The following is an 18,833-nucleotide window of genomic DNA, read 5'->3' on the forward strand; positions in this document are numbered from 1 at the left end:
TAGATTATCTCCCTTTATTATTGTCAGAATTATTGGTATATTATATCGACAACTATTAATTATCTAAAGGAGAGACTAAAAATGAGTACAACAACTAAGGTAGAGACGAAGGAATGTCCTTATTGTTCTGGAAAAGGATATTTTCAATTGATCTTAGGTGGCTCAGAAACTTGCAATAGCTGTGAAGGAACAGGGAAGAAGTCATAAAACGTTCACTTAGTTATGATTGACTGTCTATCTTTTGTTCAGTACACTTAAAATGGTGTAATGGAGGTGATAGACATGTTAAGCTTACCTGTTTTACTAATATCGATGCTATTATTTTTAGTTTTATTTTTTGGTATTGGATTTTTATTAAATATGCTTTTACGCATGTCTTGGATTATGGCAATTGTATACCCAATTGTCTGTATTTTTATAATAGATAATGTGAGATTTATAGAATATTTTCAAAAGCCAGGTAACTCATTTTCAGCTTTAGGTAATAAAATTCTGACTTTAGCTTTAGCTGATATACTCATTTTATCTTCTGGATTAATTGGCGCAATTCTTTCAGGAATAATAATTAAAATGTTGCGAAAAAGAGGATACCAAATGTTTTAATATATGTAACAAAAATGCCGATTATCACACAGCTGATAATCGGCATTTTTGTGTCTTCTCTGTGAATTAGAAGGGTTGCTTTCAAACTGGTAAATTATGCTTCATGGTAAAAGTGAATATTCTCTCTGCAAATTGGGAACGAATAGATTTGTGAGAGGAGTGGAATAGGAAATAAATGATCAGTATAAAAAGAGTGTGTAGAAGGCTTTTCATGTCGATATTATTTCTTGGTGCCCTAACGACGACTTTTGAAGTTATTTCCGGAGTAGAAGCTAAGGATGTTGCAAACTGGTATTATGAAGATTATAAGAATGTTGAAGAGCGATCTAAGGGTGAGCACAATGGAGATACATTTCGTGTTTTAGGTCTCACTTTTAAGTCAATGAATAGTGAACCGGCAGTACAAACAAAGATATCTTCTAGTGTTGAGGCGGTAAAACAGGATATAACTTTAGAGGAAGCTATAGACTGGTCAAAATATCCAGTTAAAAAAGTAGTGGCAACAGGATATACAGCTGGTGTAGAATCAACAGGTAAAAACCCTAATCATCCAAGCTATGGAATTACGTATTCAGGAGTCAAAGTAAAACGTGATTTATATTCAACAGTTGCAGCTGACCTAGACATATTTCCTTTAGGGACAATTCTCTTTATTCCTGGATATGGCTATGGAGTCGTAGCCGATAAAGGTGGAGCGATTAAAGGAAATCGGTTAGATCTCTATTATGAAACGGTAAAAGATGTTTATAATAACTGGGGCAAAAAACAACTGGATGTTTATGTGGTTCAAATGGGTGATGGAACGTTAACTGAAGAACAATTAAAGCGATTAAATGAAGAAGAATCCATGCAGGTATTTAGGGAAAAGTATATAAAAAGTAAAACGAAAAGCTAATGGAAATGGGCCATTAGCTTTTTATGTATTTTAGCGAAGAGAAATTACATAACAAAGATGTAGTGTAATAATAGGGCGAGTAAAATCCCTGTTAGACCTCCAAAAAAGACTTCAATAGGTTGGTGACCAAGCAGTTCTTTTAATTTTTTTTGTTTGTCTTGCTCAGCTTTCTTAGGCCATACTTTTGCTTCTTCAACAAATTTGTTGAAATCTAATACGAGCTGATTAAGAACGGTAGCTTGCTCACCGGCATGTCTTCTAACACCCGTTGCATCAAACATGGTTATAATAGCAAAAACAGCTGATATCGCAAAAATAGAGGAATCCAGACCGTGATCAAGTGCTACTCCAGTTGAAAGGGCAGTAACAGCAGCTGAGTGTGAACTCGGCATCCCGCCTGTACTTGTGATTAAGGTCCAATCCAACTTTCTTGAAACAATAAAATAGATCGGAACTTTTACAAATTGTGCAAAGAAAATAGCTGCAAGCGAAGCGAGTAAGGGAAAATTATATAATAGTTCCAATGTTATGCTCCTTTCATTCTGCATTCTTAGGGAGTATTCATCTATTTATACAGATTGATTGGAGTAATACCATATTGATCTAAATCTCTAGAGTCAACCGCATAAAACCTCTCTAAACTGTAAATAGATAAAAAGATTTTCTCCATTATAGCATATTACCGTTCTTCATCTCCTACTCATTATAAAATTTGTTTAGAAAACCTTTCTCATCATTTATTACACCTTATTATACTTTTTTAACTTTGTGCATTAAAATAAAATAGTATACATATATGGAGGTGCAGAAATGATATTTAAAGTACATCATCAATTAGACCAAATTAAAAATCAAGATACACTTGTTATTGGACTATATCAAAAAACAAGCAAATTAACAGGTTTAGCTAGTGAGATCGATGAACAGCTTAATGGTGATCTCTCTCAGTTATTGAAAGAAGGAGATCTGCAAACAAAATATAAATCCATTACTAAGCTACATACCCTTGGAAAACATTCCTTTAAACGTATTTACTTTGTTGGATTAGGAAGAGAAGAGAAACTTTCCTTTGATCAATTAAAGAGAGTGTTTGGAGAGTTATTTCAAACTATTCAAAAGGCCAAACATCAGAGTCTTGCCATTGCGCTTGATACTTTTTCTAATGAAGAAAATGACATAAATGATATTGCCTATGCACTTTCAGAGGCATCTGCTCTCTCTACATATAAAATTTTAGATTATAAGCAAAAATCAAATGAACCTGAAAAAATGATTGAGACTGTTTATGTCTTTTCAGAAAATGGAGAACTGGATGAAATTAAATCCAGTCTTGAGGTTGGATATGCATTTGGAACAGGCACTAATAGTGCAAGAACACTAACAAATATGCCCCCTAATCTGTTAACAGCAACTGAATTAGCCTTGTATTCTGTCGAGCTTGCCAAGAGATACCAATTTGAGTATGAGATTCTTGAAAAGGAAGATATGGAGCGCCTTGGGATGGGGGCCTTACTAGCTGTTAACAAGGGTTCAGAAGAGCCGCCGAAAATGATTGTGGTAAAGTATCAGGGAAAAGAAGAATGGAAAGATGTGATTGGGCTTGTTGGAAAAGGAATTACCTATGATACGGGTGGTTACTCAATTAAGCCGAAGGATGGAATTGTTGGCATGAAAACGGATATGGGTGGTGCAGCAGCAGTTTTAGGAGCCATGGAGATTATCGGTGAGACAAGACCTGAGCAAAATGTTGTTGCCGTTATTCCATCAACAGATAATATGATAAGTGGAGGGGCATTCAAGCCGGATGATGTGATTGTTTCTTTAAGCGGGAAAACAATTGAGGTCTTAAACACGGACGCAGAGGGTCGATTAGCCTTAGCAGATGGTATTACATATGCGAAATTCCACGGAGCAAACTACCTTGTCGATGTAGCCACCTTAACAGGAGGGGTTATCATTGCTTTAGGAACTGAGACGACTGGTGCTATGACAAATAATGAAGAGTTGTTTGAGCAAGTTCTTCAAGCCTCACATGAATGTGATGAGCCTGTTTGGCGATTGCCGATTTCAGAGAGTGATAAAAAAAGAGTGCAAAATAGTCAGATGGCTGATCTCAATAATTCACCTGGCCGGGAAGGACATGCAATCATGGCTGGAACCTTTATTGGTGAATTTGCTGAGAATACACCATGGGTCCATCTTGATATTGCAGGTACAGCAACAACCTCAAAGGAAAGTGAACTTGGTCCATCAGGGGCGACAGGTGTGATGGCCAGAACATTAGCCGCATTTGTTGAGAGGTTTGAGATCGGGAACTAATATCGAAATTTGAAAGACATGTTGGTAGAAAACAAAAGTGACAGGTACATACGTAAAAATATGTTTACCTGTCACTTTTTTAACAGCTGCCTCCCTGATTAATATTTAAATAACATGGCAACTAATTGGTAACCGGCACCAATCGTCCAAAATAAAATAGTATCTCCTCTTTTAACAGTTCCTCTATTTATTGCCTCGTGTAATGCCAGGAAGGGGCTGGATGTCCCTGTATATCCGAAACGATCACCCACATAAACTATTTGATCATCCTGTATGGAAAACTTATCTTTTATCTTTAAAATATTGGCTAAAGAGAATTGTGAAAAGCAATAACAGTTGATATCACTTGCTTGTAAATGATTACGCTCTAAAAGCTTTTGAATCATGTCGAAAGTAGGAGGCAGAGCGATATCTCCATCAAAAGGAAGCCACTTAATATACTTTCCTGCCTCTTTGTTTTGGAGTACATTCGATAAGCCTTTTGCGGGATATAAGATTTTATCCATATTGATTGAATCTGTAAAATAAATAGAATCAATAAAACCTGTTTCTATATCTGTTTTTTCTAATATAACAGCAGCTGCAGCATCACCATAATTTGAGTATGTTATTTCATCTTCTGGATCACTAATGATAGAGTTATAATCTGCCCCTACAATTAATGCGGTTTTAACATGCTTATTTGCAAGCATATATCTAGAAGTATAATCAACAGCAACAGTCATGCCGGCACAATTAGCATTCGAATCTAAAATGATTGTGTGTGCCCCTGCCCCGATTGCATTGTGTAGATAAGTAGCATTTGTAGGAAACGTGTATTCAGGAATTTGTGACGAGAACATGATAATATCAATATCTTTTCCACTCATTTTTGCTTTATTAAGAACTCGTTTGGCTGCTTCTATGGCCATCGTTAAACTATTCTCTTCTGGATTATCAATGATATAACGATTTTTTCTTCCCATATGTTCAAGAAATCTTGTGATATCCTTTTCTCTTTGCTGAAAATGATGAATAAAGTATGTGTTATCAACGACTTTTGTTGGATGATAAATATCAATAGAATGGATTCTTATATGTTGCAAAGTGTATTCCCCCTATTTATTTGTAGAATAAAAAAATCAGGATGAGTGATTCATCCTGACACTTCTTAGCTCTCAATAACTTCGGCGTTTGATAATCCTGTGCTTCTTGCAAGTCTATTTAATTGAAGTTTTAATACAGGATTCTGTTTAATTTTGAATACCACTTTTTTGAAACCGGATTCCTTATACATTTTATACGAATTTTCTAAGCTTGGAATCATTTCTTGTTTAAGAAGATCCATAAAGGTGCAATCAATTTCTAAAGTGAATTCATTAGCGTTAATAACTGAAATCTTATTCTTATAGTCACTAACGAAGTTTTGTACATCTGTTGGTGTAAATGTTCCACCAATATACATCTCCACGTTTTTTGCACCACGATTTACTTTAATTTCATAACTACCTTGTGACATATTGTTTCTCCTCTCTTTTGTAAGCGAGGTTCTAAGGCGGACAACCAAGAAGGGGTTAAAACCGGATTCACGATGTGCAACTTGGCAGTCATAGCAATATGCCTTAGACCCATAGTTTTGCGTCCTTATTTTTCAATAAGTTTGCCCTGTTAGACCAGTATATTTCTCATAAAAAATAGGCCATCTTTAATATCGTCATATTGGAAAAAAATTTAATATAAAAAGATAATGTTTTTTAAGAATTTGAAAGAAAGGGCTTTTATAACAGTAGGAATTTAAAGTCTCTTTAACGTTTAAGAGATTATTTTGAATAATATCTTAGTATACTAATTGACAGAATAAAAACATATATGATAAATTTAATTCCGATGTTTTATTTCTCTACCATATTAGTAAACTAAAGTGTTTTTTGGGGGTATTGAAGGTGAATGCAGTCATTATAGCAGTTATTGCTATGCTAATTTTAAGTTTATTAAGAATAAATGTTGTTTTTGCTCTTGTGATAGGGGCTTTAATAGGTGGATTAACTGGAGGCTTAGGTTTAGCCACAACGATTGAGAGGTTTACAAGTGGGTTAGGTGGAAATGCTACAGTAGCACTAAGCTATGCCTTACTAGGAGCTTTTGCCGTTGCATTAACGAAAACCGGATTACCAGATGCGATGGTATCAAGTGTGATAAAAATAGTTGGTCGTGATGGAGAAGCAAGAAGAAAAACGCTATCAAAGGCACTTATTGTATTTTTAATTCTAATTATGGCGATTTTTTCACAAAACCTAGTACCAGTTCATATCGCATTTATCCCGGTTTTGATACCGCCACTTTTGAAGGTTTTGAATGAGCTTGAGGTAGATCGTAGATTAATTGCATCAGTCCTTACCTTTGGATTAATAACACCTTATATGTTTTTACCTGTAGGATTTGGGGCCATTTTTCATGGAGTTATGCAAATGAATATGGAAGAAAGCGGACTAACTGTGACCTTATCTTCCATTCCAAAAGCGATGGCTATACCTGCTATCGGAATGGTCTGTGGTCTACTTATAGCTGTTTTCTTTTCGTATCGTAAAAAAAGACACTATGAAAATCGTGAAATACCTGGTCAAGAAATGACTCAAGAGTATACGAAAAAAAGTATAACGATAGCCGTTCTAGCTATTATAGTATCACTTTCTGTTCAACTATATCTTTCTCAAAAATTAGAGGTTGAAGGAATGATTTTTGGTGCATTAGCTGGCTTAAGCATTTTATTTCTAGGCGGAGTAGTAAAGCGTAATGAAGCAGATACATTGGTGACAAACGGAATGAAGATGATGGCATTTATCGGATTTGTCATGATTACAGCATCTGGATTTGCAAGTGTATTAAAGGAAACTGGTCATGTTGAAAAGCTTGTAGAAGATGCAGCTGGGTTGATTGGCGGAAATCAGGCAATAGGTGCATTGCTAATGCTAATCGTTGGTCTTCTTATCACAATGGGAATTGGTTCATCCTTTTCGACGATTCCTATTATTACGACGATATTTGTACCGTTATGTCTTCAATTGGGATTCAGCCCTATGGCAACGATTGCGATAGTAGGCACAGCAGCAGCACTTGGTGATGCAGGATCACCTGCTTCTGACAGTACACTTGGTCCAACATCTGGTTTAGCAGCAGATGGAAATCATCATCATATTTGGGATACGTGTGTTCCAACCTTTATTCACTACAATATCCCCCTTATTATCTTTGGGTGGATCGCAGCGATAATTCTATAGAATATCTTAACGAAAAAAAACTTGGCTTTGTTCAAACCAAGTTTTTTTTCAATATATTTAATTTCTCCGTTAATTCCTCGTCATCCCATTCTAGTATTGTGTCTACTAATTCAGGATTTTGTTCCAGTATCTCTCTCTCAAAAGCTTCTCTGTCTTTTATATCTAAAAAATACTTCTTTACAACCAATGTCTTCATGTTCTACACCTCTTTCATATACTCTACTATTTTTATTGCCAAAACTAGTAAACATTATACAGATAAGAGCACAAAATTAAAAAAAATATGAATCTGATTTTTTTCGACAAAGTCTTTTCTTGTTTCTCCTATTTTATCCATTGTATGATTATACTAGACTATCTTCATTTATTAGGATCGGAAATATTTTGTTGATAGAAATAACGATTGACTAAGCTGACAAGCAAAGTTTTTCTATGGAGGTTGTTGCCGTGTCTTGGATAAAAAAATATAAGTGGATGATAGCCAGTATAATAGTTGTTACTGTCTGTTTCGGGTTTCTGGGGTATATTTTCTTTGATATGATGAATTCTAAATCAACTTCAACAGCTGCTCAAAACGTAACAGAAGAAGTTGAAGAAAGTACCAACACGAAAGAAGTTGTATCAGAAGAAGTTGTTATGAATAACAATCCATTCGGAAGTGAACAGGCAACTTTATCTGAAGAAGATATTCTCAACTATATGCACGGAATGAGTCATCAAAAGGTAATTGCAGATGAAAAATGGCTACATTTTGAAATGACGGATGAGCGAATTTTGTTTCTGATCAACTTAATAGAAAATGGTCAATATGACCATGAGGAATTGTTGTTGGACATTTTAACTCGTTGGAAGGCTGGAGATTTCTCTCAAGCTGATGAAGATCACAATGAAATCTGGAGCTTACAAGGAGGAACAATCGGTAAAGCAACAGGTGTCATGTCTGCAGAGCAGGAGCAACAGTACTTGGAAGAGTATGATGAGAGTATTAAATAAATAAAACAAATAATTTCTAAAAACCTGTGTCTTTTATAGGATGTTGTGTCCTGAGTCGAGTAACCAGCAAAAGGAAAATAAGCGGAGATTTTCCGGTTAGATGGAGAATGGAGCTCTTTTCGGGGATAAATAAGGGGAGGTTTTCCGATTATGCAAAGAAAAACCTCCCTTTTTCACATTTTTCGAGTTAATAGGCGGAATCTCTCCGTCTATTTATGCTCTTTTAAATAGTAATTACTAAATAAGCGGAATTTTTCCGTCTATTTTTCAACTTAGGTGTTTACCCTTTCCCACAACCGATAAGTGCAGACCCTCTCGATCAATCAATAAAATTGGATTGCAAATGACAGAAGAATTGACCATCTTTTTTAATTGTACAATACTCATTGCCCACCATAATAATGTTGTCAATTGCTATGCCAAAGTTAAGGGGATTTCGTAGAAATGTTGATAAATAAGGAAAATGACGTATGCCAATTCATACGTCATTTCTAAGTCATATATTTAAGTAAGTACCTTAAAATCGAGAACAAAGGCTTTTAAAATAGCTTATTACTCATACATTACGCCGCAATTCTTTTATTAGCTGCCTTCGTTACAGCAAAATAAATGCGAGGAGCCAGCAATGCACCTAAAATCGTAAAAGCAACATCTTTTACAATAAACCATGCCATAACACCCCAAGCAGCACCGTATGACATTGGAGCATTCATCCATACATTTAATGCAAGCCACATATACGTCGTCCCTACGATATAAATAAGAGTAATGCCTGCAAATGATGCAATCATGAAAACAGGTAGCTTCTTTTCTTTACTAACTTCTAGAATTTTACCAACTGCATAAGCTGCAATAATATAAGAAATAATAAATCCGCCAGTGCTTTGAAATAAAACACTAATCCCACCACTAAACTGTGCAAAAACAGGAGCGCCGGCCATTCCAACTAGTGCATAAATCGTCATTGATAACGCCCCAAGTCTGCTGCCTAATAATAGTCCAGCTAAAATACAGAAAAATGGCTGCATTGATAATGGAACACCTGCCACTTGAAGAAATGGCGCCCAAGACGTAATATTAGCACCAATAGCCATTAGTGCGGCAAACATACCAACTAATGAAATATCGTATGTTGTTAATTTTCTTTTCATCGTATATCCCCCTTTAAAACAAATTCTTAAAGAAAGAATAATATAAACGAGAAAAGATTGTCAACTGTTTTAAAGTTTTAGTTAACATTAACATAAGTGAATATGGAGGAATTGTCATGTATTTTGGAAAGCAGAAAAAACCACACCCTTCCGGAAGGGTTCCGCCAAATCAAAACGTTACAACGGCATTTCCTGTTTTGCATACAGGAAACGTTCCTTACTATGAGGATATTAGTAAATGGAATCTACAAATTTATGGATTGGTCGATCATCCTAAACTTTTTACATTAAAGGAAATAAAAGAGGATTTTCCTCAATCAGAATTAATTAATGATATCCACTGTGTAACGGGTTGGTCTAAATTAGATGTATGTTGGCAAGGGGTTAAAACAGCAGATTTATTAGAGGGTGTTCACGTACAATCTCAAGCAAAGTATGTCATTATACATGCAGAAGAAGGATGGACGACAAATTTATCAATTGATGACTTTATGAGAGAAACAACTCTACTAGCCCATAGCTATAATCATGAACCTTTAACTCCTGAGCATGGTTATCCCCTTCGCGCTGTTATTCCCCATCTCTATTTTTGGAAGAGCGCAAAGTGGATAAGAGGGATTCAGTTTACACAGCATAATCATCCGGGTTTTTGGGAGAGAAATGGCTACCATATGGAGGGAAATCCTTGGCTCGAACAAAGGTATCGTTTTGATTAATTCTAGGGAGATAAAGCTTTGACATTGAGCTAAAAGAAATTCTTCGAAAAAAAGCTATCCAAGGATAACTGTCAAAAAATTCATCCTATACTATTATAGTTTCTATCAATTGTCTTTAATTTACTAGAGATGAGAAACAAGGCTTAATATTTACATAAGAAAGAGAATCATGTGTATAGCCGGCAAGACATGGATGTATAGTAGGATAACTAAGCTGAGATGATGATTATGTCTTGTCTTGCCTCTACATAAGCTTTGCCAAACAGCGAACGGAATATAAGGAGAATTGTTAGTGGAATTTCGACATTGCGGAAAAATTTTTGTCATAATGGTCAAACAATAGGATTACCATGTCCCCGTAATAATAGGGGACATGGTGCTAACCTTTTACGTCAATGCTGTTTCCTAAGTTAGGATGTGGCGCTTCCATAGCTTTTAAAAGCTGTTCGTTGCTTTGCTGTGAAGTTTCCATTACTTTTTTAGCTAATGCGATACTAACGTTTTGACTTAGAGATGCCTGATTTAACCCAATTGATAAGGCTGCAATATCCACGATTTTCACCCCCTCATCATTTGTATCGGTTAAGTAAACAAATGATGAAGGAAATTTTTAAAGAAGTCTAATTAAGCTTGCTCTAACACATTGGCAGTTTGGCCGCATTGTTGAAGAGCAGCTTCAACAGATTGAAGTGAAACTCCGATTTTTTCGCGATTTGTCCCTTTTTCTATAGTTTGCAATGCACTCTGTAATGAAGTCTTAGCTGTTTCTAAAGCAGAAACGGAATCTTGGACAAACCCTCTGGCATTTTTTTGCATTCTCATTCCTCCTTTTTCATACAGTTTAGTTTGTGATTAATGAGACAAAATATGTTTCTTTGACAAATAGAAAAACTTGGCTTTTCGCCAAGCTCTAAAGGTGAAAGCTTATAAAATTATTATGCCTTCTGATAATACAAAAAAGGCAGACGAATCTGCCTTTTGATAATAGTGATACTTAATTCATTAAATGTTCCCTTTTTAAGACTTCAGTAACTGATTTGTATATAAACCCAAGATCATCGGCAACAGCTTTATATGTGATTTCTCCATCCATAACATTAACTCCTGCCTGGAGTGCAGGGCTTTCGCTAATAGCACGATATACACCTGTATTGGCCATTTGTAATGCATAAGGAACTGTAACATTTGTAAGTGCAATCGTTGATGTACGAGGAACAGCTCCAGGCATGTTTGCAACAGCGTAATGCAGAACACCGTGTTTTTCATATGTTGGGTTATCATGTGTTGTGATATGGTCAACTGTTTCTACAATTCCACCTTGATCAATTGCAACATCAACAATAACAGATCCCGGCTTCATTGCTTGGACCATTTCTTCCGTAACGAGAGTTGGCGCTTTTGCTCCGGGAATTAATACTGCACAAATGAGTAAATCAGCTTCAGCGACAGATGTTGCAATATTCATTGGATTTGACATTAATGTTTTAATTTGATTACCGAAAATATCATCCAACTGACGTAAACGGTCTGCACTTAAATCTATAATCGTCACATCAGCACCTAAGCCAATTGCCATTTTTGCTGCATTTGTACCGACCACACCGCCACCGATAATCGTCACTTTACCACGGCTCACACCAGGAACACCAGCTAATAAAATACCTCTTCCACCTTTAGGTTTTTCAAGGAATTGTGCACCAATTTGTGATGCCATCCGTCCGGCAACCTCACTCATTGGAGTAAGCAATGGTAACGTACGATTTACGGAAACTGTTTCATAAGCAATCGCTGTTACACCACTATCTTTTAAAGCTTGGGCTAACTTAGGCTCTGCCGCTAGATGTAAATAGGTGAATAAAATTAATCCTTTTCTAAAGTATGCATATTCAGATGGCAGAGGTTCTTTTACTTTCATTACCATCTCGGATTCAGCCCATACTTTTTCCGCTTTTTCTACAATCTCAGCTCCTGCTTGTTTGTAATCCTCATTCTCAAAACCGCTTCCTAAACCGGCTTGATCTTCAATTAAGACACGATGACCAAATGCTACTAACTGTGTTACTCCACCAGGTGTTAAGGCTATGCGATTTTCATTGTTTTTAATTTCTTTTGGAACTCCGATAATCATAAGAAAACCTTCCTCCTTTAAAGTCAATATTTATATATGATCTCTATTTATTAATACAAGTATAAATAAAAATGAAATAAATATCTTTGTTTAAAAATGAGAAAGGTTTTAACCACGTTTGTGAAAAATCACAAAGACATATGCTCAAGTTTTAAATATAAGTAAATTGTGATCTTTTGATTCATGTTTCTGAGATTTAATTCACCAATTTCTGAAATTCTTTTAAGTCGATAGTTTAATGTATTAATATGAATGTTAAGTGCTTTAGAAGCTTCGTGCACATGGCTGTCATGATCGAGAAACACTTCAAGAGTTTGAACAAGATTTGTGCTATGCCGCCGATCATATTCTTTTAATTTTGTCAGTGAGTAATGTTGATGACCGGATTCTTTAAGCTGTAGTGATAAGATATCTAAATATTGATAAAAACCCAGTTCAGAAAAACTTGTTAATTCAGTTGTTTCTTTGGGGAACCGCTTCTTAAGTGAATGTACGGCCACAGCTTCGTTATAGCTTCTTTCAATGTAAACTGGTGAAGAAAATATTCCTCCTATCCCTGCTGTTACATTTTTCAGTTGATATCTTTCTACAAGCTGGCGAATTGTTGAATATGTAAAGTGTTTAATTTCCGTTAGAGGTGCAGAACTCTTTGCTGATAATAAGATGATGAGCTCGTCATAATCAAATGTGTATAAAAGGATCGTTACCTGTTGGGTAGTTTGAAGCAGATAAGAAAGCTTCTTCTCTGTTTCATCATTTATTTCCTGAGGAAACTTATAGATGACGACTGAAAATGGAGAAGGAACATGTAAATTAAGCTCATGGAAACCTTGTGTAATCTCATGCTCTGTTGAGACATGTCCAGTGAGCAGCTTCCAAAAAAATTCTTGATTTCGTTCTTCTTTTTTCGTTTTTCGAACTTGTAGTTTCAGCAATTTGTTTTTTACTGCTCTAGCCGCTTTTTTCAAAAGTAGAAGATCTGTTTGTTGGAGCTGCTTTTCAATTTCTAAAGCCCATATAAAACCTAACACCTCTTCATTTTTCCAAATTGATATGGCAATGCGATTGCCTAAGCCAACTTCATCAATATTACTTACACGAATGGGCTCATCAGTATTAAGAAGTTTTGGGATTGTTCCATCTTTCCACAAACTGTTAATAACCTTTTCCGGAACTCTTCTTCCTATTATAGTAGAGATTCGTGCAGGATCTGTTCTGTCATCATGGGTACTGTATGCTAGTAATCTATGGTTTACATCCTCTATCGTAATTGGACATTGAAGTACTTCACTAATCTTTTCTGCTACATCTTCAAGGTGTTCAAAATGATAGTTAAAAGGGTCTTTTGAAAATCCAGTCATGTTATCCCTACTTTAATTCGCAATTTATATATGTATATGTTGATTTTAGCTTAGTATTATGGTTACTGTTTGTCAAAGCAAATATGAAGAATGGTCTTCTTGCTTTTCTGGACAGGCTGTGCTAAAAAAGAGAAGGAATTGGAAGAACGAACCAAAAGAAAGTGAGTTGTTAAGATGAATTATTATATTGTAACAGGTGCATCTCGAGGTTTAGGTGAAGCAATTGTAAATGAAATAGATGATCAAAATAGTGCCATTATATGTTTATCCAGGACTGTAAGCTCTACTCTTAAAAAAATAGCTGCTGAAAAACAAGCACCTTTATCATTTATTGAATGTGATTTATCAGATATCCAGCAGTTGCCTATCGTTTTAAACCAGTTATTTTCACAGATAAATATAAATCATGCACAAAAGATTACATTAATTAATAATGCAGGTACCGTTAATCCAATTAAAGAAGCAGGTAGTGCAAAGCATGAGGAATTAGTTTTACATGTTCATCTAAATTTCCTGACTCCAATATTATTGAGTGAGGCATTCATCGAAAAAACAAAAGGGACCTCTGCAAGTCTTGTCATTGTTAATATTACATCAGGAGCAGCGAATCGACCTGTACCAGGCTGGAGTGCATATTGCAGCACCAAGGCCGGATTAAATATGTATACAAAAACAGTGGGTGTTGAACAAGAAGAAAAACAAACAAAAATTACATCAATTGCGTTTTCACCGGGTATTATGGATACATATATGCAGGGTACAATTAGAAATGCAACGAAGGATGAATTCTCATCTATTGAACAATTCAAGGAGTATCATGAAAAAGGAATGCTCCGCTCACCAAGCTTTGTCGCAAAAAAATTAATCAACCTTTTATCTTCTTCATTAGAAAATGGAAGAATATACGATATAAAGGAACTTATATAGGTACAAAGTAATGTTTGTTTTTGTGACAAAAGGGTTATTTTTGTAGTATAATGGTAATTTAGAAAGAATGTTTACCCCATAAAATGTCAACTGTTGTATATTATCAATAGATACAAATTTGGTAAAGTATATCACTTATGGGATAAGTTTGAAGGACAGAGGTGGCTGAAAATTAGAAAAAGAAAAAATAAAAAGAATGCCGTTATTATCTCTGTCACTATTTTCATTATTTTGGTTTTCTCAGTATCTAATCTATATGCTACATTTTTAAATACAAAGAAAACAATTGAGCTAACAATTGGTCATCAAGCGATGTCAAATACAAAACAGGCTTTAGAATTTTTGGATAATTCCAGTTTAGTAAAATTATCGGAAAATCCAACTACTCTTAATAAAGAACTCGAGCTGCAACTTAATAGAATAAAAAAATCCTTTGGGGCTGAAAATGTTTATATTGTGAAACCAGATTCCAATGAAGAACTTATTGTTCGGGCATCTAGCACACGTAAAATGAAGATGTCAGAGGCCTGCTGTGAGCTTTCTAAAGAATTTGAACACCATTTTAGCAAGGATAAAACCTCATACTTAAAAATAAAAGATGATTCTAACCAAAATACAATCATGGCTACTGTCCCTATATTAAATAGTGATGGTGAATATAGTGGATCACTTGTGATGGAGTCAAAAGCTGAAGCAGTTGAGGAATTGACAAAGGATGTTATGCAAAAAAGTTTTCCTTCATTCATTATGAGTGGTGTGTTAGTTCTGTTGTCATTTAGTATATTTATAGCTTTTCAAATATGGTACAGAAAAAATGTGTATTCACAGGTCGGGGAAGCAGAGGAGACTTACCAAGTTGAGTTTCAGTCAATGCTTCATACAATGAGATCGATTCGCCATGATTTCCTAAATCATATTCAAGTCATTCAAGGGTTAATGAAGATCGGTCGTGAGGATAGAGCTTTTGAATATGTAAATTCATTAACAACTGAAGTAGAAACAATGGAACTTCCGGTTGTTGTTAAAAATCCGGCACTTTTCATTTTGCTTCAATCCAAGTGGGCAAGAGCACAAAATGAGAAGGTTGACATGCATCTACATATTGATGATCATTCGTTTAAACATATATATACAATTGATTTAATTAAAATTTTTTCTAATTTAATTGATAATGCCTTTGATGCTACCCTTTTAGGACCAGAATCTGAGAGATTCATAAATATAGAGGCTCGAGTTACCCAGAATAAATATATCTTTTTAGTAGAGAATATAGGACCAAGCATTGCAAAGGAAAATCTTCACAAAATTTTTCTGGCAGGTTTTTCAACCAAAACAGAAAAGCGGGGAGTTCCACGTGGAGATGGACTGAGTATTGTGAAACAAGTAGTGCTTAAGTATGGTGGCACAATCAATGTGAAATCCAACAAATCTACAACAATGTTTGAAGTACACATACCATATAAACCTTAATTTGAAAGAAACTACGATGTGGTTTCTTTTTTATTTTGCTTTGGGTATAGAACAGTAATTCATCAACAACAAGTTTAAACAACCTTTTTTCAAAGAAAATGTTACAAATTTTATTTTTATACATATAAATAATAAAAGCTCACTTTATTAAGGTCGATCATTGGTAGAAAAATTAACGTTTTTCTTGAAGAAAGTTTATATATATGTTAGATTATTCTGAATATCAAGCGTAAAGTGTTACGTGTAAACAGTAAGATTGGCCAACATGAAAAAATAGGAGGGTTACCATGCGACGAGTCAGCTTAATCGATGTTTTTACACATCCTATTGCACAAAAATATTTAAATCGTTCTGGAGTTTCACATGCAATTGCAGTTGCCCAATATGCTGTTCAGCTCGCTAATAAGCATGATGTAAATCCTGACCTTGCCGCTAAGGCGGGTTTACTTCATGATATTGGGCATTATGAGTGGTACACCAATGGGGAATGGGATTATGATGCATATGTTAAAAATGATATTCATGCAATTAAGGGAGCTGAACGTGCTCATAAGCTCTTAATCAGGCTAGGAGAGGATCGGAAATATGCTAAAGAAATTGCTCTTGCAATTCTCTTGCATACTGATTCCTATTTGCCGGAAAATTCTATGAAGAAAAACACATTACAACAAATTGTCAGGCAGGCAGATGAAATGGATGAAGAACCATTTGGTAAACATCATTACCGCAAAATGAAGGTTGAAGATGCTATTAAACAAATTGAACGATTAGATTATACAATCGAGCAGCTTATCTCTGAATATCGACAATCTGTATAGACATTAAAATGAAACAGACCTGCTAATGGTCTGTTTTTTCGCTAAAAAGCTTTTCAAACTTGAGTACTAGAATGTTTGACTGAAAGATTGCCAGAAGATAAGATGGATATAACAAAACAAGAAAAGAATGGAATTTAATGTAGATTCATATTGTAAAGGCAACAGAAAATTGAAACGATTTATATTTTCGTACGTATAAATTTATATACATTAGTATATCTTTTGGTTAATGTTTGGTTTTCATGCCTATAATGTTGACGAAAGGTAGAAATAAACTGGAGGAAAAATTGTGTTAAAATCAAAGGTTCATTTTTGGACATTACAAATTTTATTATTGCTTTTAATCGTTTTTGTGGGTACAAAAGTCTCTTTCTTATTTGAGCCAATCATTGTGTTTACTTCGACTTTATTCTTTCCAATATTAATTGCCGGGATTTTATTTTTTATTTTTAACCCCCTTGTTAGACTGCTTGAACGAAACCGAGTACCAAGAACACTGGCTATATTAATTCCTTATATCGTGTTTGTTGGAGTTATAACTGGTATCATATCATTCATTGGACCTATTGTTTCACAGCAGGTGTCAGATTTAATTAATAACTTTCCTACATATGCAAGAGAAATCTCTGATTTTATTTTAAGTATGTCTCAAACCCATTGGTTTACTTGGCTGATGGAGCAGCAGTATGTGCCTCTAAATCAAATTGAACAGACATTAACCGGTTATGCAACAAGCTTACCGGAAAATATTACAGCTAGCTTTTCAAAACTATTGGGTGTTGTAACTAATATCACGTTAACCATTGTTACCGTTCCTTTTATTCTTTTTTACATGCTGAAGGATGGTCATAAATTTCCTGGAGAAGCAGTAAAACTATTTCCAAGTACTTATCGCGGAGAGGGACTTAAAATTTTAAAAGACTTGTACGAAACACTTGCAACGTATATACAAGGACAGCTGATTGTGTCTCTAGTAGTAGGGCTTGGTTGTTTTATCGGTTATATGATCATTGGTTTAGATTATGCCTTAGTTCTTGGTATTGTAGTGGCTGTTACTAATATTATTCCATATTTAGGTCCGTTTATTGGTGCAACACCGGCGGTTGTCATTGCACTGCTTGATTCACCGACAAAAGCGTTGCTTGCAGCTTTGGTTGTAACTGTGGTGCAACAGCTTGATGGGAATCTTTTATCTCCTCTCATTATTGGAAAACGACTTAACACTCATCCATTAACAATTATTTTATTATTAATTGGAGCAGGAAGTTTTGGTGGAGTTATCGGAATGATTTTAGCGGTACCTACCTATGCAGTGTTAAAGGCTGTTACGTTAAATGTGGTTCGCTTGATTAAATTAAGAGCAAAATCAAAGGAAGATATCATTAGCAGTAGTAATATAAACGGCTAGGCAAGAACCCTTCTTTTATCAAATACATATGATAATGTGATGAATTCATTCTTCATTTAGATAAGGGGAGAAAGATGATGCCTGCTTTTGTTGGTCCCATTGAGTTAATTAGTATCAGTAATTCTGCTGTATTTAAAGTTGGAGATACTTTTAGTTTATCTCCTAAAGCCACGAATAAGACCTCTCTCGGCTCAGGTACAGCTAATACAGGTGATTTCACGGATACACAAAATGTTTTTAATATAACTAATTTCCAAGATAGTGATGTAATAGATCAAAACAACATATTTAATTTTTAAGTGATATAAGAACTGATTATCTAGAGTGAGGTTACTAGGTATTCAGTTCTTTTTGTTGCATGTCACTAACATGACGATAGCTGAAATTCGTTTGAACATCGATTATAATATTTTCATGAGTATGAGAAAGGATGAATTGATGTGAAAATTAGAAAAGCAAATGTGAAAAATGAAAAACATGATATCACAAATGTATATATTTACGAAAATAAAAAAGAGGAATACAGCTTAATTGCCATTCCTGAAATCGAATGGTCTACAACAATTTCGTATGAAGAAAAAAGGGATGAGCTGTATCATCGCTTAATCACTTCATTAACAAAGAATGTAGAACAGGAAACAGCAGATGAACTGGCCAGAAAGGTACAACAATGGGTAAGTGAAATGTAATATTAAAGTGAACTAGAGAAAGGAGACTTGTTTTAAGTTTTTCCAGTTTGTAGACAAATTAAAAGTCGCTAGCCCTTCAGACTGATTGCTAACGCTTG

At 34.9% G+C, this 18,833-nt stretch carries 22 protein-coding genes and 1 riboswitch; of the genes, 13 read left to right on the plus strand and 9 right to left on the minus strand.

Annotation, left to right across the window (positions count from 1 at the left end; translation table 11 throughout):
• Positions 1 to 81 precede the first annotated feature (81 nt).
• The 3 genes from HWV59_RS24220 to HWV59_RS24230 all read left to right on the plus strand — a co-directional run bounded on the left by HWV59_RS24220 (position 82) and on the right by HWV59_RS24230 (position 1,498).
• Complete coding sequence (locus HWV59_RS24220; RefSeq protein ID WP_175640580.1) at positions 82 to 207, plus strand: YuiA family protein; 126 nt, start codon at positions 82 to 84, stop codon at positions 205 to 207.
• A gap of 75 nt (positions 208 to 282) precedes the next feature.
• Positions 283 to 603 carry a YuiB family protein gene (locus tag HWV59_RS24225; RefSeq protein ID WP_175640581.1) on the plus strand — a complete coding sequence of 107 codons (321 nt, stop codon included), beginning with the start codon at positions 283 to 285 and terminating at the stop codon, positions 601 to 603.
• 175 nt (positions 604 to 778) lie between these two features.
• Entirely contained in the window at positions 779 to 1,498 is a 720-nt protein-coding gene (locus HWV59_RS24230; RefSeq protein WP_175640582.1) for a 3D domain-containing protein, read from the plus strand.
• 44 nt (positions 1,499 to 1,542) lie between these two features.
• Here HWV59_RS24230 and HWV59_RS24235 read toward each other — a convergent pair whose 3' ends face one another.
• Positions 1,543 to 2,022: a divergent PAP2 family protein gene (locus HWV59_RS24235; protein WP_102228627.1), complete on the minus strand. Its 480-nt coding sequence runs from the start codon at positions 2,020 to 2,022 to the stop codon at positions 1,543 to 1,545.
• A 289-nt stretch (positions 2,023 to 2,311) separates the two neighbouring features.
• Between HWV59_RS24235 and HWV59_RS24240 the strand changes: the two genes are divergently transcribed.
• A complete protein-coding gene (locus HWV59_RS24240; protein WP_175640751.1) occupies positions 2,312 to 3,817 on the plus strand; it encodes a leucyl aminopeptidase in 1,506 nt (501 codons plus the stop codon).
• A 98-nt stretch (positions 3,818 to 3,915) separates the two neighbouring features.
• On the opposite strand, the gene HWV59_RS24245 is transcribed toward HWV59_RS24240, so the two are convergent.
• Together HWV59_RS24245 and HWV59_RS24250 are read right to left on the minus strand one after the other, a co-directional pair.
• Entirely contained in the window at positions 3,916 to 4,902 is a 987-nt protein-coding gene (locus HWV59_RS24245) for a ketoacyl-ACP synthase III (protein WP_175640583.1), read from the minus strand.
• 65 nt (positions 4,903 to 4,967) lie between these two features.
• Positions 4,968 to 5,315, minus strand: coding sequence for a hypothetical protein (locus HWV59_RS24250; protein WP_102228630.1), 348 nt, complete (start codon positions 5,313 to 5,315; stop codon positions 4,968 to 4,970).
• 72 nt (positions 5,316 to 5,387) lie between these two features.
• A riboswitch (cyclic di-GMP riboswitch) is annotated at positions 5,388 to 5,471 on the minus strand.
• A gap of 268 nt (positions 5,472 to 5,739) precedes the next feature.
• Between HWV59_RS24250 and HWV59_RS24255 the strand changes: the two genes are divergently transcribed.
• Positions 5,740 to 7,074 carry a Na+/H+ antiporter family protein gene (locus tag HWV59_RS24255; RefSeq protein ID WP_102228631.1) on the plus strand — a complete coding sequence of 445 codons (1,335 nt, stop codon included), beginning with the start codon at positions 5,740 to 5,742 and terminating at the stop codon, positions 7,072 to 7,074.
• Positions 7,075 to 7,105: 31 nt separating this feature from the next.
• Here the strand turns inward: HWV59_RS24255 and HWV59_RS24260 are convergent, their stop codons facing one another.
• Positions 7,106 to 7,270, minus strand: coding sequence for a hypothetical protein (locus tag HWV59_RS24260; protein ID WP_175640584.1), 165 nt, complete (start codon positions 7,268 to 7,270; stop codon positions 7,106 to 7,108).
• Positions 7,271 to 7,521: 251 nt separating this feature from the next.
• Between HWV59_RS24260 and HWV59_RS24265 the strand changes: the two genes are divergently transcribed.
• Positions 7,522 to 8,067 carry a DUF6241 domain-containing protein gene (locus HWV59_RS24265; RefSeq protein ID WP_102228632.1) on the plus strand — a complete coding sequence of 182 codons (546 nt, stop codon included), beginning with the start codon at positions 7,522 to 7,524 and terminating at the stop codon, positions 8,065 to 8,067.
• Between the two features lie 563 nt (positions 8,068 to 8,630).
• Here the strand turns inward: HWV59_RS24265 and HWV59_RS24270 are convergent.
• Complete coding sequence (locus tag HWV59_RS24270; RefSeq protein ID WP_102228633.1) at positions 8,631 to 9,218, minus strand: biotin transporter BioY; 588 nt, start codon at positions 9,216 to 9,218, stop codon at positions 8,631 to 8,633.
• A 116-nt stretch (positions 9,219 to 9,334) separates the two neighbouring features.
• On the opposite strand from HWV59_RS24270, the gene HWV59_RS24275 reads away from it, so the two are divergent.
• Positions 9,335 to 9,934, plus strand: a complete 600-nt coding sequence (locus HWV59_RS24275; protein WP_175640585.1) for a sulfite oxidase-like oxidoreductase — start codon at positions 9,335 to 9,337, stop codon at positions 9,932 to 9,934.
• 379 nt (positions 9,935 to 10,313) lie between these two features.
• On the opposite strand, the gene HWV59_RS24280 is transcribed toward HWV59_RS24275, so the two are convergent.
• From HWV59_RS24280 to HWV59_RS24295, 4 genes are all read right to left on the minus strand, one after another.
• Positions 10,314 to 10,487, minus strand: a complete 174-nt coding sequence (locus HWV59_RS24280; RefSeq protein WP_102228635.1) for a YjfB family protein — start codon at positions 10,485 to 10,487, stop codon at positions 10,314 to 10,316.
• Positions 10,488 to 10,558: 71 nt separating this feature from the next.
• Positions 10,559 to 10,750, minus strand: coding sequence for a hypothetical protein (locus HWV59_RS24285; protein WP_175640586.1), 192 nt, complete (start codon positions 10,748 to 10,750; stop codon positions 10,559 to 10,561).
• Between the two features lie 178 nt (positions 10,751 to 10,928).
• The gene (ald, locus tag HWV59_RS24290) at positions 10,929 to 12,062 is read right to left on the minus strand and encodes an alanine dehydrogenase (protein ID WP_102228637.1); all 1,134 of its coding nucleotides are present in this window, start codon (positions 12,060 to 12,062) and stop codon (positions 10,929 to 10,931) included.
• A gap of 128 nt (positions 12,063 to 12,190) precedes the next feature.
• Positions 12,191 to 13,423: a PucR family transcriptional regulator gene (locus HWV59_RS24295; RefSeq protein ID WP_102228638.1), complete on the minus strand. Its 1,233-nt coding sequence runs from the start codon at positions 13,421 to 13,423 to the stop codon at positions 12,191 to 12,193.
• Positions 13,424 to 13,597: 174 nt separating this feature from the next.
• On the opposite strand from HWV59_RS24295, the gene HWV59_RS24300 reads away from it, so the two are divergent.
• The 6 genes from HWV59_RS24300 (at position 13,598) to HWV59_RS24325 (ending at position 18,735) form a co-directional block, all read left to right on the plus strand.
• Positions 13,598 to 14,350: a (S)-benzoin forming benzil reductase gene (locus tag HWV59_RS24300; protein ID WP_175640587.1), complete on the plus strand. Its 753-nt coding sequence runs from the start codon at positions 13,598 to 13,600 to the stop codon at positions 14,348 to 14,350.
• A 93-nt stretch (positions 14,351 to 14,443) separates the two neighbouring features.
• A complete protein-coding gene (locus tag HWV59_RS24305) occupies positions 14,444 to 15,820 on the plus strand; it encodes a sensor histidine kinase (protein ID WP_175640588.1) in 1,377 nt (458 codons plus the stop codon).
• Between the two features lie 287 nt (positions 15,821 to 16,107).
• The gene (locus HWV59_RS24310; RefSeq protein ID WP_102228641.1) at positions 16,108 to 16,638 is read left to right on the plus strand and encodes an HD domain-containing protein; all 531 of its coding nucleotides are present in this window, start codon (positions 16,108 to 16,110) and stop codon (positions 16,636 to 16,638) included.
• A 289-nt stretch (positions 16,639 to 16,927) separates the two neighbouring features.
• Positions 16,928 to 18,046: an AI-2E family transporter gene (locus HWV59_RS24315; protein WP_175640589.1), complete on the plus strand. Its 1,119-nt coding sequence runs from the start codon at positions 16,928 to 16,930 to the stop codon at positions 18,044 to 18,046.
• A gap of 77 nt (positions 18,047 to 18,123) precedes the next feature.
• A complete protein-coding gene (locus tag HWV59_RS24320; RefSeq protein WP_175640590.1) occupies positions 18,124 to 18,345 on the plus strand; it encodes a spore germination protein in 222 nt (73 codons plus the stop codon).
• A gap of 141 nt (positions 18,346 to 18,486) precedes the next feature.
• On the plus strand, positions 18,487 to 18,735 hold the full coding sequence (locus tag HWV59_RS24325) for a YueH family protein (protein ID WP_175640591.1): 249 nt from the start codon (positions 18,487 to 18,489) through the stop codon (positions 18,733 to 18,735).
• The last annotated feature ends 98 nt before the right edge of the window (positions 18,736 to 18,833 follow it).

The sequence above is a fragment of the Metabacillus schmidteae genome (genome assembly GCF_903166545.1).
GTDB classification, from domain to species: domain Bacteria; phylum Bacillota; class Bacilli; order Bacillales; family Bacillaceae; genus Metabacillus; species Metabacillus schmidteae.

Excerpts from the sequence above, each read along its gene's own strand:
- HWV59_RS24270 (WP_102228633.1), bottom strand. The coding sequence starts at position 9,218 with ATGAAAAGAAAATTAACAACATACGATATTTCATTAGTTGGTATGTTT.
- HWV59_RS24295 (WP_102228638.1), bottom strand. The coding sequence starts at position 13,423 with ATGACTGGATTTTCAAAAGACCCTTTTAACTATCATTTTGAACACCTT.
- HWV59_RS24225 (WP_175640581.1), top strand. The coding sequence starts at position 283 with ATGTTAAGCTTACCTGTTTTACTAATATCGATGCTATTATTTTTAGTT.
- HWV59_RS24320 (WP_175640590.1), top strand. The coding sequence starts at position 18,124 with ATGCCTGCTTTTGTTGGTCCCATTGAGTTAATTAGTATCAGTAATTCT.
- HWV59_RS24230 (WP_175640582.1), top strand. The coding sequence starts at position 779 with ATGATCAGTATAAAAAGAGTGTGTAGAAGGCTTTTCATGTCGATATTA.
- HWV59_RS24285 (WP_175640586.1), bottom strand. The coding sequence starts at position 10,750 with ATGCAAAAAAATGCCAGAGGGTTTGTCCAAGATTCCGTTTCTGCTTTA.
- ald (WP_102228637.1), bottom strand. The coding sequence starts at position 12,062 with ATGATTATCGGAGTTCCAAAAGAAATTAAAAACAATGAAAATCGCATA.
- HWV59_RS24310 (WP_102228641.1), top strand. The coding sequence starts at position 16,108 with ATGCGACGAGTCAGCTTAATCGATGTTTTTACACATCCTATTGCACAA.
- HWV59_RS24260 (WP_175640584.1), bottom strand. The coding sequence starts at position 7,270 with ATGAAGACATTGGTTGTAAAGAAGTATTTTTTAGATATAAAAGACAGA.
- HWV59_RS24250 (WP_102228630.1), bottom strand. The coding sequence starts at position 5,315 with ATGTCACAAGGTAGTTATGAAATTAAAGTAAATCGTGGTGCAAAAAAC.
- HWV59_RS24275 (WP_175640585.1), top strand. The coding sequence starts at position 9,335 with ATGTATTTTGGAAAGCAGAAAAAACCACACCCTTCCGGAAGGGTTCCG.
- HWV59_RS24300 (WP_175640587.1), top strand. The coding sequence starts at position 13,598 with ATGAATTATTATATTGTAACAGGTGCATCTCGAGGTTTAGGTGAAGCA.
- HWV59_RS24220 (WP_175640580.1), top strand. The coding sequence starts at position 82 with ATGAGTACAACAACTAAGGTAGAGACGAAGGAATGTCCTTATTGTTCT.